The sequence below is a fragment of the Arthrobacter terricola genome (assembly GCF_004354015.1).
GTDB lineage: Bacteria > Actinomycetota > Actinomycetes > Actinomycetales > Micrococcaceae > Arthrobacter > Arthrobacter terricola.
In genome coordinates, this window is record NZ_SMRU01000001.1 from 231,921 (window position 1) to 244,761 (window position 12,841).

Here is a 12,841-nt window from a genome sequence, read left to right on the forward strand (position 1 = left end):
AAGAGAGCTACAACTAAAAACGCCCCGCGCAGATGCACGGGGCTTGGCTCGACACAATCCAACGATCATGGAGACTTGCTTCGTTCACCTGCGCCGGCCGCCCTTGTCAGGGTCCTTCGTCAGGGAAAGCACTTTGTTCTTCCGCGCGCGGCTACAGTGTTGAGCAGTGCCCGGAGGAGTGGATTCCCATCAACCGACGGTCTTTGGTGGTTCAAGCTTACGGGACGGTCCAACGCATCGCCAAATCGCGGCGACTACGGCGACTATTCCGAGGACGTGACGTTCGGTCCCGTGCCCGGCAGCTCCTTCTGCCACAATCCCGTAACGCCGGCGGTAGTGAATCCCAACTGGCGGTTCACCGTCAGAAGGTAGCGGTTTTCGGGCGCATTCCAGGTGTAGATCACCCGGGCATCCGGGAACTGCTCGCTCAGCCGCTGCATGTTGGCAACCTTGATCAGCAGCCCCAGCTTGTTTCCACGGTGCTCCTGCAACACGATCGTGTCGTCCTGGAAAACGACGTCCTGGCGTTGCGCCAGGACACCAATGGTGGTCAGTCCCACAATGCGCCCGCTCGCAACGTGCTCGACGGCGGTGACCACCGTGCGGCGGCCCTGCGCGACGGCGGCGTCCTCCGCCTGACGCAACACACCGGCGTCGAATACCAGCTCCTCTTGCGCTCCCGCGGGAGTCTCGCCGCCCTCGGTGGCCAGCTCCCCTGCCGCGTTCTCCAGTGCAGCCACGGCTTCAAGCCACTGCTCCGGGCAGCGGTCGGTCCAGTGATGGAGGCTGTACCGGCCCGCGTTCGTATCTTCGGCTTCGAGTTCGAGCTCGGCCACGAGCTTGGAATCCAGGGGCAGGATGCACGAACTGAACTGTTCGATGTGCTGGAGCGTGTAGCCCATGCGCATGGCGAAATCGACCTCGCGGCTGGCCAAGGGGACGGAGCCCAGTCCGCTGCCGGGAACCAGCTGCTCATCCGCGTTGCCCCGCAACGATGAAGCCGGGTGGTTGGTGTCCACGAGGACGATGGTGCGGCCCTCACTCTTGGCGAAGTGCTCGGCCGCCTCCAGCAACTGCCTGCCAATCCCGCGGCGTTGGAAGTCCGGGAGGATATCGAGCGTGAATTCGGCCAGGTCCATGTTGTCCGCGAGCGGGAGCGCGATATCCACCGTGCCGACGATCCGCCCATCAACCCGCGCCACCAGGATGACCTGGCGCTCATAAGGATCCGACAGCTCGAGGAGCTTCTCCAACGGCGTGTACGCGAGGTCGTCGCTGCCCCACACCTGCATCCGGACTTTGCGGCTGACCTCAACGGCGTCCAGGAAATCCTTCGCGTCCCTGCCGTCCAGGGAATCGGGAATCCAGAGCTGGCCGATCTCCACAGTGCTCGTCATTTGGTCCTCTTTTGCCATTCGCCGTCGTGTCCCGCCGGTCGGAAGCCGAGCTGCGTCTTGATTGCCAGCATATGTTCGTTTTCCCCGGCATTAAAAGTCATGACGCGCCGCGCAAGGGGGCAAATCCAGACGTTGGTCAATCATGCCCCTAGCTTAATGAGCGCCCGCCGGAGGCGGTAGATGCGGCGTGGCGGGAAGCCAGTTGGCGGGGCGGCGTACGACGGCGGAGCGGTGACGTGCACGACGGCGGAGCGGGGCCACTTGGTGGGTTAGCGCCGATAGGCGGGCACCGCCGTCGGGAGCCTGGCACCCGGGCGAGGGGCGCCGTCGGGAAGCCCGGCACCCGGGCGGGGGCCGCCGCCGGGAGCGCAAAAAGGACCGCCCGGCACCAGGCCGGACGGTCCTTCTCGATTCGATGCTCGCCGGGCTTACGCCTCGGTGAGAACCTTGGTGACGTTCGGGTCGACCGTGATGCCCGGGCCGAACGTGGTGGCAACGGTGGCCTTCTGGATGTAGCGGCCCTTCGAAGCGGATGGCTTCAAACGGAGGACCTCTTCCAGGGCGGCTGCGTAGTTCTCAGCCAGCTTGACGGCGTCGAAGGAAACCTTGCCGATGATGAAGTGCAGGTTCGAGTGCTTGTCGACACGGAAGTCGATCTTGCCGCCCTTGATGTCGTTGACAGCCTTGGTGACATCCGGGGTCACGGTACCGGTCTTCGGGTTCGGCATGAGGTTACGCGGGCCAAGGACCTTACCGAGGCGGCCAACCTTACCCATGAGGTCAGGGGTGGCAACGGCTGCGTCGAAGTCGGTCCAACCGCCGGCGATCTTTTCGATCAGGTCATCGGAACCAACGAAGTCCGCGCCGGCAGCGATTGCTGCTTCGGCCTTGTCACCGGTCGCGAAGACGAGGACGCGGGCGGTCTTACCGGTGCCGTGGGGCAGGTTGACCGTGCCGCGGACCATCTGGTCGGCCTTACGGGGGTCAACGCCGAGGCGGAAAGCTACCTCAACCGTTGCGTCGAACTTGGACGGGTTGATTTCCTTCGCCAGGCTGATGGCCTCGAACGGGGCGTAAACCTTGTCCGCCTCGATCTTGGCGGCGGCTGCCTCATATGCTTTGCTGCGCTTTGCCATGCTGCTTATTTCTCCTTGTGCAGTTGTGGTCTGCGGACCGCGCCGGGCCCTGCCACAGTTGGAAATCCGGCGTGGATCTCCAACATTTTCAATAATTCATTGGTGTCGGTTTCCCGACGGTTGAGGGTCTTAGCCCTCTACGGCATCCATTTGTCGAAAGTCTCCGGGACTCACTTCCGGCGAGTGCCTCGTTCCTCAGCCCTCACCGTCCGTTCATTCCTCGACTATTCGACGGTGATGCCCATCGAACGAGCGGTGCCCGCGATGATCTTTGCTGCGCCTTCGAGGCTCGTGGCATTGAGGTCTTCCATCTTGGTGCTGGCGATCTCGTTGACCTGGGCCTGGGTCAGCTTGGCAACCTTGACGGTGTGCGGGGTAGCCGAACCCTTGGCGACGCCTGCAGCCTTCTTGATGAGCTCTGCAGCCGGCGGGGTCTTGGTGATGAAGGTGAAGGAACGGTCTTCGTAGACCGTGATTTCAACCGGGATGACGTTTCCGCGCTGGGCTTCCGTCGCAGCGTTGTACGCCTTGCAGAATTCCATGATGTTGACACCGTGCTGGCCAAGCGCAGGACCGATCGGCGGGGCCGGGTTGGCGGCACCTGCCTGGATCTGCAGCTTGATGAGGCCGGTGACCTTCTTCTTGGGAGCCAATGTGGGTCCTTCTCTCAATAACTTCCTGGGACACAGGAGCGTGCCTCAGGTTGTGGCCGCCATGGCAAGGCGGCCGGCCGCTCCGTGGCTGCTAAGCAGGCATCCGCGGAGCGAAACTTTGGGGGCAACTAGATCTTGGTGACCTGGTTGAATGCGAGCGTAACCGGAGTCTCGCGCTCGAAGATCGACACGAGGACCACGAGGGTCTGCGATTCGACCTTGATCTCGGAGATCGTCGCCGGAAGGGTTTCGAACGGGCCTTCCTTGACGATGACGGATTCCCCGACTTCGAAGTCCACGTTGACCGGCGCCTGGTTCTGCTTGTTGACCGGCTTGCCCTTTTCCTGCTGCTCTTCCTCGAAGACCGGAGCCAGCATGGAGAAGACCTCATCGAGGCGCAGCGGAACCGGGTTGTGGGCGTTGCCCACGAAGCCGGTGACACCCGGGGTGTGGCGAACCGCACCCCAGGAAGCGTCGGTCAGGTCCATGCGGACCAAGACGTAGCCCGGGATGCGCACGCGGTTGATGATCTTGCGCTGGGCGTTCTTGATCTCGACGACTTCCTCCATGGGAACCTGGATCTCGAAGATGTAATCTTCCATGTCCAGGGTCTGGATTCGGGTTTCGAGGTTGGCCTTGACGCGGTTTTCGTAGCCTGCGTAGGAGTGGATGACGTACCAGTCACCTTCCTGGCGGCGGAGTTTGGCCTTGAACTCTTCGGCGGGATCAGCGGGTGCCTTCGCGGCAGCAGAGGCGAGGGCGTCGTCGTCGTTCGACTCTTCGGCGTCATCCGCCTCGTCGTCGGACTCTTCGTAGTCGGTCTCTTCGTCGTCGGCCGCGTCAGCGTCCTCGGGATCGACGTCGGTCTCGTCGTCGACGTCGGCAGTTTCGGGCGCAGCGGATTCGACCTCGGACTCCTCCACGGCTTCAGCCGCGTTGTCTGCCGGGCCATCCAGCTCAGTCTCAGTTACCTCGAGCTCCTGCTCAGACACTTGGTCTCCTGCTTCCTCATTGCCTAACATGCCTATTTAAATGGCTCAATTCCGCAAACCCTGCAAAATCCCTTGAATTTGAAGGGAATTCAACACGGTTTGCGGAGTGATCCGCGCCTAGCTGTTCGTGACGCCTGTACCGCCGAAGATCCACTTGATTCCAGTGCCGAAGACCAAATCCAGCAGAGTGACGACAAGCATCATGATTGCCACGAATACCAGCACCACGAGCGTGTAGTTGATCAGTTCCTTGCGGGTGGGGGCCACGACCTTCTTGAGTTCGCCGATAATTTGGCGGACAAAGAGTGCGATTCGAGCGAAGAAGCCGGAATCGGCCTTTTTGGCAGGACGGCCCTTCGAGCTGCTTGCAGCTGTTTCGGTCACCTGTTCCTCACTCATCTATGCAAACGTCGTTGACCCGGCCCTGATCAGAGCCATGGTTGCTGCGCTTGTTCCGGGGATGAACCCCGGAACAGCTTGCGCAGGGCAGACAGGACTCGAACCTGCAACCTGCGGTTTTGGAGACCGCTGCGCTACCAATTGCGCCACTACCCTATGGAACGAGCCCATATTCATTCACGTTCCGGGCAGACCAAAGAACCCTCGACTCGAGAATCCCGGCCCAACCTGAGGCGCGAACCATTGTGATGTTTTTCAACACCGGTGAACCAGTCTACGCAACAACTTCGCGATAGTCGAACCGGGCCATTTTCGGAGTGTCCCGGCTGTCCGGTCCATGTGATCAGCCTCAACTGTCACTTTCCCGGTGTTAGCCCGATCGCTCCGCAGAACAGCATAAAGTAGATTCCGTCGAATCCCATCATCCAGCTCCTCAGCTGCCAGCGAAGAACGGTGCTAAATGTCTGCCGGAACACCTGCCGCCCGCATTTCACAGCGAATTTCCGCCATCGCCGAATCCGCCACCCTTGCCGTTGACGCCAAGGCGAAGGCTCTGAAAGCAGCGGGTCGCCCCGTGATCGGCTTCGGTGCAGGGGAACCCGACTTCCCGACCCCCGACTACATCGTCAAGGCCGCCGTCGAAGCCGCCCCCCAGCCCAAGTACCACCGGTACTCCCCCGCCGCCGGCCTTCCTGAACTCAAGCAGGCCATTGCGGACAAGACCTTCCGCGACTCCGGCTACAAGGTCGAAGCCTCCCAGGTATTGGTCACCAACGGCGGCAAGCAGGCTGTCTACAACACCTTCGCCACGCTTGTTGATCCGGGCGACGAAGTGATCATTCCCACCCCGTTCTGGACCACCTACCCGGAGGCGATCCGTTTGGCCGGCGGTGTTCCGGTCGAGGTCTTCGCAGGTCCCGAGCAGGGCTACCTCGTGACCGTCGAGCAGCTCGAAGCCGCTGTGACGGACAAGACGAAGATCCTCCTGTTCGTTTCCCCGTCCAACCCCACCGGAGCCGTCTACAGCGCCGAGCAGGTGGCTGAAATCGGAAAATGGGCAGCGTCCAAGGGACTCTGGGTTGTCACGGACGAGATCTACGAGCACCTGACCTATGACGGCGTCCCCTTCACCTCCATCGCCACTGCGGCTCCGGAACTCGGCGACAAAGTTGTCATCCTGAACGGCGTGGCAAAGACCTACGCCATGACCGGCTGGCGCGTCGGCTGGATGATCGGCCCGGCAGATGTCATCAAGGCAGCCACGAACCTGCAGTCCCACGCGACGTCCAACGTCTCCAACATCATGCAGATCGGCGCCCTTGCGGCCGTCTCCGGTCAGCTGACCGCCGTCGATGAGATGAAGGTCGCCTTCGACCGCCGCCGCAAGGCGATCGTCGCAGGACTGAACGCCATCGAAGGCGTGGAATGCCCGACGCCGACCGGCGCCTTTTACGTGTACGCCGACGTCCGCGGGCTGCTGGGCAAGGAATTCCCGACCGCGAACGGTCCGGTCCGTCCGTCTACCTCAGCTGAGCTTGCCTCGCTGATCCTGGACGAGGTTGAAGTGGCTATCGTTCCCGGCGAAGCATTCGGTCCTTCGGGCTACGTGCGGCTGTCCTACGCTTTGGGCGACGAAGACCTCGCCGAAGGCGTCCGTCGCCTCCAGGAGTTCCTGGGCCAGGCCAAGTAGGCTCCCGGATCCAAAACGCTCGCGCACTGTCGTTTGACGGTGCGCGAGCGTTTTGCTTTAAGCAACCCGGCGTGAGCCGGCATCCGAGGAAGGCTAGAGGAGGCGGCGTTCGGCGGCCCATTTCGTCAACTCGTGCCGACTGGAGAGCTGAAGTTTACGGAGCACGGCAGAGACGTGGGTTTCCACGGTCTTGATGGAAATGAACAGTTCCTTGGCCACTTCTTTGTAGCTATAGCCGCGGGCGATGAGGCGCATGACTTCGAGTTCCCTGGCGGAAAGGCGGTCCAGCTCGTCGTCGGCAATTTCCGCCGGTGCTGTTCCGAAGGCATCGAGCACAAACCCCGCCAAGCGTGGTGAGAAAACGGCGTCTCCGTCGGCGACCCGGACCACGGCGTCGGAAATCTCGGGGCCGGAAATCGTCTTGGTGACGTACCCTCGCGCCCCCGCTCTAATGACGGCCACGACGTCTTCGGCGGCGTCGGAAACGCTCAACGCAAGGAAGCGCGTGCTTGCCAACAATGGAGCGGAGGCATTGATGACTTCGCGTCCGCCACCGCCCAGGCCACCCGGCAAGTGCACGTCGAGGAGAACTACTTCGGGCCGGACCTCGGAAATCACGGCGATCGCTTGTTCCACCGTTCCGGCCTCGCCTGCGACGTCGATCCGGGAATCGAGGTCTGCCTTGAGCCCGGAACGGAAAATGGCGTGGTCGTCGACGATCACAACGCGGACCGTTCGGGGTTCTTGCCCTGTGCTCATGCCTTGCCTTCTTCGTTTCGGTTTTCGGCTTTGTCGCCGTTCTCTGCGGGCAGCCGCAGCCGGACTTCCGTGCCATCGGGACTGCTGCTGATGGTTGCCGAGCCGCCGTGCCGCTTCATCCTGCCGATGATTGATTCCTTCACTCCGAGCCGGTCGTCCGGAACCGCTGCCATGTCGAAGCCGGGCCCGCGGTCCCGCACGAAGACCTCGCTACCGGCATCGGAATTCTCAAGGTAGACGGACACGGCTCCCCCGCCGTGCCTCGAGGCGTTGTGCATGGCTTCACGTGCCGCCTGGACGAGGGCTTCGTGCCGGTCCGTCATCACCGCGTCGCCGACGCTCACGACGTCGACCGCGTGTCCATGGGCGTCCTCCACTTCGGCCGCCGCCGCCGCAATGCGCTCCGCCAGCAGCCCGGAATCCTTGGCGTCATCGCGGTACAGCCAGGTGCGAAGTTCCCGCTCTTGGGCCCGGGCAAGCCGCACCACATCCTGCTCGGAGCCGGCCCGTCGCTGTATGAGGGCAAGGGTCTGCAAGACGGAATCGTGCAAGTGGGCGGCGATTTCGGCACGTTCGGTCTCCCGAACCCGTGCCGAGCGCTCTGTTTCGAGGTCCTTCCAGAACTTGAGGCCCCACGGCAGCAACACCAACGCAACACCGCCAAGCACGGCGACCGACGCCAGAAGGGCTAGCCACATCTGTTCCCATGAACCGGATCCGGAGACCATCACCAGCACTCCGGCGACCACGAGCGCGAGGCCGGCAGCCAGGCGGACCCACCCGCCGGCCTGGTCAGCCTTGGTCTTGTCCACGAGTCCGGCCCGGCGTGTCTCGTCCAGCTGCATCCACGCGATCGCCGCTCCGCCGAGGATTGCCGCCGCCGGAATCAGCGTACCCAGCGGAACATTGACGCCGAACTGCCGGGCGATGAGGATGGCTGCCACAACGAGCAGGGCCGCGCCAAGCAGGATCTCCTTGCCGTACGGGATGCGCCGCAAGCTGAACCACGAGGCGAAGACGGGGACCTGTCCTGACGGCGCCTTGGGCGGCGCACCGGCGTCGGAAGCTGCCGTGTCGGGAGCCATCGCGTTGGGGAAGGCGGCGGCGTACGGCGGGGCGGCGTGTGTTGTTCCGGCGGGTGTCGTCGCGCTCGGAACCGATGCGCCCAGGCTCACAGCGGGAGCAATGGGCGACGCCGGCCGGCGGGCGTTGCGGCGGGCGCTTTCGTCCGCGGTGGGCACCATGACCCACAACCATGCATAGAACGCCAACCCTGCGCCGCCCGCGAACGACGCGAGAACCATGCCGAGCCGGACATACTTCACGGGCAGGCCCAGGTGATCGGCCAGTCCGCTGCAAACGCCCGCGATCATGCGGTCGCTGCTGCGGACCAGCGGCGGGCGTTGCGGAACTGTTGTCATGAATCAATCCAAACACGGATCAGGGACAGCGGTGTCGGCAAGCGCGGCATCTCAGGGGGCCACTCAGGGAACGTTCAGGGTATCCCCCAATAGAGCCGATCCTCCGCGGACGGCAAGATCGAAGTATGAACTCGCACAGCATGAATCCAGAGGACCCCGAACGGCCTGCGGACCTTCCGCAGCAACCACATCCTGAAGATTCCAGCAACCAGGCCGAAGCCGGCTCGCCGGAAGAACCCGCGCAGCCCGGCTCCGGCGCAGGCGCACCAAGCTACGCACCTGCCACCACGTCGCAGAACTTCTTCGACTGGATCAGGAGCCAAGGCATCAGGCGCGGGCCGGACCGCTGGGTCGGCGGCGTTGCCAGCGGCATCGCACACCGGTTCGGCATCGATCCCCTTATCGTCCGCGGCATCTTCATTGTCCTGGCGCTCTTTGCCGGCATCGGGATCCTGCTCTACGGCCTTGCCTGGGCGTTCCTGCCCGAACCGGACGGCCGGATCCACGCCCAGGAAGCCTGGGCCGGCCGCTGGTCCGCCGGCATGACCGGAGCGCTGATCACCACCATAATCGGACTGCCAGGCCTTGGCCACGGCTTCTGGGGATGGGGTTGGAACGGCCTTCCCGGCCTCTTCTGGACGCTGTTCTGGGTGGGTGGCGCCGCTTACCTGATCTACTTCCTCGTCCAGCGCAATAAGACCGGCCACCGAAGCCGCAACGGAAGGCAAACCATGGGAACACCACACTATGCAACGGCCGCAGGTGCCGCCGGCACGGCAACGGGCACTACCACTCCAAGCAGCCCGTACGACGGCGCGACGCAAAGTTTCGGTGCGGTACCGCCGTCGGGCACTGGCTACCCAAGCGCCTACAGCGCGAACCCGTATGGGTCAGGAGCCTACGGAACTGACGGCCCCTCGACACCTTCGGGTCCCTTCAACCCGTCCGGCTTCCACCCTGCAGGTGGCCAGCCTGCCCAGCCCCCGCGGCCGAGGCGGCAGGGCCCCGGGGCGGCGATCGTTGCCGTCTCGCTAGGTGCGGCCTTGCTGGCCGGCGGCACAGTCAAGCTGCTCGACGCCGGCAACACCATCCACCTCGGAGGCGCCACTGACGCTGTGGCCTGGGCTGTCGGCGCCGGGGTCCTCGGCCTTGGCATCCTGGTTGCCGGGCTTCGCGGCCGGACCTCGGGACTTCTCGGTTTCCTGGCCGTCGTGGCCCTGGTGATCGGGGCAGTGTTCAACGTCGCTTCCAACGCAGGGCAGCACTTCCAGTTACGGAACGCCCAATGGAACCCTGTCAGCATCGACGACGCCAGCAAGGGATACAACATCACGGCGGGTGACGGGACTGTTGACCTGACGAAGCTGAACCTGTCCGCTCCGCTGGCCTCCGACGTCGTAGTTCCGATGGACGTGACCGCCAGCAACATCAAGCTCGTCATCCCAGCGAACGTGCCCGTGGAGCTGCAGGCCGACATGACCTTCGCGAACCTCAAGCAGGACGGTGGCGCCATCACCCAAAGCAGCGGCGGCACGCTCAACAGCTTCAACACGGACAAACCCGGAGCGAAGCTGGTCATCAAGCTCGACGGCACCTTCAGCAACGTCACCGTCCAGGAAGGAAACTGAGATGAGCACGCACGAATCCACGTCGTCGTTCGACGCAGGACATGTGTCGTCGTTCGAGACAGGGCATGTACCGACGGCATCGCGGGTGCGGGTAGGGACTGTGGTCTGGGGGCTGATCATCGTGGCCCTCGCGATCCTGAACATCATTTCCAACCTGGGACTGGTGATCCTCGACGGAAACTACGTGCTGATCGGACTCATGATCGGGGCCGGCGCCGCACTTGTCATCGGAGGCTTGATCTCGGCCCGCTCCCGGAAGTCCAGGGCGATCTCTTCGTCCGGTGATTCCGCCCACTGACATCGCACCGCACGTGACAAAGCAGCCACAACAGGGAAGGCTCTAGCCATGAACAAGTTCTTCAGCATCGTACGGAGCATGGGCCTGACGCGCGGTCCGCAGCGTTGGCTTGGAGGCGTCTGCGGGGGTATCGCCGCCAAATTCAACATTGACGTGGCGTACGTCCGCATTGGCTACCTCATCTTCTGCCTCTTGCCGGGACCAGCCATTGGAATTTACGTGGTCGCCTGGCTGCTGCTCCCCAACCAGAACGGCACCATCGCCTTGGAATCGTTCCTGAACCAGCGTTCGCGTGGCAAATAGCGCTCGACCAAGCGGCAGTATTCAGCACGCCGTGAAGGCCCACCGGCGCCCCACTTCCTTGGTGGGGCGCCGGTTTTTTAACGCGCGCTGGGCAGGGCCAGGGACCCGGTGATATTTCAATTGCGTTTCCGGACTCTCATCGCCAGCGGCAGTCATGGTTTGTGTCCTACCCCACATTGCCGCCTACAATCGTTGTGAGCTCAGCGTGGCGCTCTGCACGTATACCTCCTAGCCAGGATTTGAGCCCTCATGAAAATTGGAATCCTTACCAGCGGTGGCGACTGCCCCGGACTGAACGCCGTCATCCGCGGTGCCGTACTCAAAGGCATCGCGATCCACGGCCAGGAATTCGTCGGTTTCCGCGACGGTTGGCGTGGAGTCGTGCAGGGCGACGTCATTCCCATCCCCCGTACCATGGTCCGCGGCATCGCCAAGCAGGGCGGCACCATCTTGGGTACGTCCCGCACTAACCCGTTCGAAAACGGCGGTGGCCCGGACGTCATCAAGGCCCACATGGAACGGCTCGGCATCGACGCCATCATCGCCATCGGTGGCGAAGGGACCCTTGCCGCGGCGAAGCGGCTCACCGACGCTGGCCTGAAGATCGTCGGCGTGCCCAAGACCGTGGACAACGACCTCGACGCCACCGACTACACCTTCGGGTTCGACACCGCCGTGCAGATCGCCACAGAGGCCATCGACCGGCTGCGCACCACCGGCGAATCACACCACCGTTGCATGATCGCGGAAGTCATGGGCCGCCACGTCGGCTGGATCGCACTGCATGCCGGGATGGCTTCAGGCGCCCACGCAATCCTGATCCCGGAACAAAAGGTCAGCATCGAGCAGATCTCCAAGTGGGTCCAGGAAGCCCACGACCGCGGCCGCGCACCCCTCGTGGTCGTGGCCGAAGGCTTCGTGCCGGACCACATGGAAGCACCGCACTCCGAACGCGGCCTGGACACCTTCGGCCGTCCCCGCCTCGGCGGCATCGCCGACCAACTCGCCCCCGAGATCGAGGCGCGTACCGGAATCGAAACCCGCGCCACGATCCTGGGCCACATCCAACGCGGCGGCGTCCCCTCGGCCTTCGACCGGGTCCTGGCCACGCGCCTTGGCATGGCGGCCATCGACTCCGTGGTCGAAGGACGCTGGGGAACCATGGTGGCCCTCAAAGGCACCGACATCGAGCACGTCGAATTCGACGCCGCCCTCGGCAAGCTCAAGACCGTCCCGCAGCACCGCTACGACGAAGCCGCCGTCCTGTTCGGCTAAGCCGGCGCCGCTCGCTTGGGCCGGCTTCACCGCCGTCCCAAGCGCCCTTTAAGGAGCAGGCAAGCACGCGATGTGCCTGCTTGCTCCTTCTTTTGCCGCACTGAATAGACTCGATGCATGGAACTTGAACCGGGATCAGCCGAAATTGTGCTGTTGGCCTGGGCCCGTCATCTTGGATTCGACGACGAAGCCTTCAGTTTCGTCAGCGGATCGCTCGCCGCACGCACTGGAGAGCGGCTTGTGCGGGAGGACGACGCCGCCGAGTCCATCACGTTCGTCCGGCTCTTCGGCCGCTCCGCATTGGTGGCACCAGCGTGGGCGGTGACGGCCGCCGTCGACCTCTCAGACGATGAGCTGAGTGAACACTCAGCGCTCTTGAGGCTCAGCCGGGACCACGGAGGCCACGGACTCGGGACGTCCGCGCTGCTCTTTGCCGACGACCTGCCGCTCTTCCAGCCCGGAGGAGAAGTCACGGTGTCCCACGGCCATCCCGAAGCGCTCGAACTCGAAAGCAAGTGCCCTCCGGACGATGTCAACGAAGTCCACCTCACGCGGATGGACCACCATTTCACCGTGATGGACGGCAACGATTCGGAAAGCCAGCCGGTGGCATGCGCGGCCTACGCCGAATGGCAAGGGATCCTCGCGGACATGGGCGTCCTGGTGCCGCCAGACCTCCGCCGGCAAGGGCTGGGAACCCTGGCAGCCTCGATTGCCGCCCACGAAGCGCTGGCCTCCGGGCTCACCCTTCAATGGCGGACAGCGCTGGACAACCGGGGATCGCTCGCGCTCGCCCGCCACCTCGGATTCGTCGACGGCGGCATCCAGACTTCCGTGCTGCTCAGCTAAAGCGGCCAGGACGCAAAAGTACCGGCAGCCACCCCCTTTAG

Annotated in this window: 13 protein-coding genes and 1 tRNA gene; 6 read left to right on the forward strand and 8 right to left on the reverse strand. The window is 63.6% G+C overall.

Annotation, left to right across the window (positions count from 1 at the left end):
- Positions 1-263: 263 nt before the first annotated feature.
- The 6 genes from E1809_RS01145 to E1809_RS01175 form a co-directional block, all read right to left on the reverse strand.
- Entirely contained in the window at positions 264-1,415 is a 1,152-nt protein-coding gene (locus tag E1809_RS01145; protein ID WP_374102630.1) for a GNAT family N-acetyltransferase, read from the reverse strand.
- A 410-nt stretch (positions 1,416-1,825) separates the two neighbouring features.
- Positions 1,826-2,533 (reverse strand): 50S ribosomal protein L1, encoded by a 708-nt coding sequence (gene rplA, locus E1809_RS01155; RefSeq protein WP_133202391.1) that lies wholly within the window; start codon positions 2,531-2,533, stop codon positions 1,826-1,828.
- A 224-nt stretch (positions 2,534-2,757) separates the two neighbouring features.
- A complete protein-coding gene (gene rplK, locus E1809_RS01160; protein WP_043483056.1) occupies positions 2,758-3,186 on the reverse strand; it encodes a 50S ribosomal protein L11 in 429 nt (142 codons plus the stop codon).
- A 128-nt stretch (positions 3,187-3,314) separates the two neighbouring features.
- Entirely contained in the window at positions 3,315-4,178 is an 864-nt protein-coding gene (gene nusG, locus E1809_RS01165) for a transcription termination/antitermination protein NusG (protein ID WP_133202392.1), read from the reverse strand.
- Between the two features lie 117 nt (positions 4,179-4,295).
- Complete coding sequence (gene secE, locus E1809_RS01170; protein ID WP_133202393.1) at positions 4,296-4,577, reverse strand: preprotein translocase subunit SecE; 282 nt, start codon at positions 4,575-4,577, stop codon at positions 4,296-4,298.
- Between the two features lie 83 nt (positions 4,578-4,660).
- Positions 4,661-4,733: transfer RNA gene (locus E1809_RS01175), tRNA-Trp, on the reverse strand.
- Positions 4,734-5,037: 304 nt separating this feature from the next.
- Between E1809_RS01175 and E1809_RS01180 the strand changes: the two genes are divergently transcribed.
- The gene (locus E1809_RS01180; protein ID WP_133202394.1) at positions 5,038-6,267 is read left to right on the forward strand and encodes a pyridoxal phosphate-dependent aminotransferase; all 1,230 of its coding nucleotides are present in this window, start codon (positions 5,038-5,040) and stop codon (positions 6,265-6,267) included.
- A gap of 93 nt (positions 6,268-6,360) precedes the next feature.
- Here the strand turns inward: E1809_RS01180 and E1809_RS01185 are convergent, their stop codons facing one another.
- Together E1809_RS01185 and E1809_RS01190 are read right to left on the reverse strand one after the other, a co-directional pair.
- Positions 6,361-7,026 carry a LuxR C-terminal-related transcriptional regulator gene (locus E1809_RS01185; protein ID WP_133202395.1) on the reverse strand — a complete coding sequence of 222 codons (666 nt, stop codon included), beginning with the start codon at positions 7,024-7,026 and terminating at the stop codon, positions 6,361-6,363.
- On the reverse strand, positions 7,023-8,447 hold the full coding sequence (locus tag E1809_RS01190; protein ID WP_133202396.1) for an ATP-binding protein: 1,425 nt from the start codon (positions 8,445-8,447) through the stop codon (positions 7,023-7,025). Before E1809_RS01190 ends, E1809_RS01185 begins: the two co-directional genes overlap by 4 nt.
- 125 nt (positions 8,448-8,572) lie before the next feature.
- Here E1809_RS01190 and E1809_RS01195 point away from each other — a divergent pair, with 125 nt between their 5' ends.
- The 5 genes from E1809_RS01195 to E1809_RS01215 all read left to right on the forward strand — a co-directional run bounded on the left by E1809_RS01195 (position 8,573) and on the right by E1809_RS01215 (position 12,800).
- The gene (locus E1809_RS01195) at positions 8,573-10,075 is read left to right on the forward strand and encodes a PspC domain-containing protein (RefSeq protein ID WP_133202397.1); all 1,503 of its coding nucleotides are present in this window, start codon (positions 8,573-8,575) and stop codon (positions 10,073-10,075) included.
- Between the two features lies 1 nt (position 10,076).
- On the forward strand, positions 10,077-10,373 hold the full coding sequence (locus tag E1809_RS01200; RefSeq protein WP_235835370.1) for a hypothetical protein: 297 nt from the start codon (positions 10,077-10,079) through the stop codon (positions 10,371-10,373).
- Between the two features lie 48 nt (positions 10,374-10,421).
- On the forward strand, positions 10,422-10,676 hold the full coding sequence (locus E1809_RS01205) for a PspC domain-containing protein (RefSeq protein WP_133202398.1): 255 nt from the start codon (positions 10,422-10,424) through the stop codon (positions 10,674-10,676).
- 249 nt (positions 10,677-10,925) lie between these two features.
- On the forward strand, positions 10,926-11,951 hold the full coding sequence (locus E1809_RS01210) for a 6-phosphofructokinase (protein ID WP_133202399.1): 1,026 nt from the start codon (positions 10,926-10,928) through the stop codon (positions 11,949-11,951).
- Between the two features lie 117 nt (positions 11,952-12,068).
- The gene (locus E1809_RS01215) at positions 12,069-12,800 is read left to right on the forward strand and encodes a GNAT family N-acetyltransferase (RefSeq protein WP_133202400.1); all 732 of its coding nucleotides are present in this window, start codon (positions 12,069-12,071) and stop codon (positions 12,798-12,800) included.
- Positions 12,801-12,841: the final 41 nt, after the last annotated feature.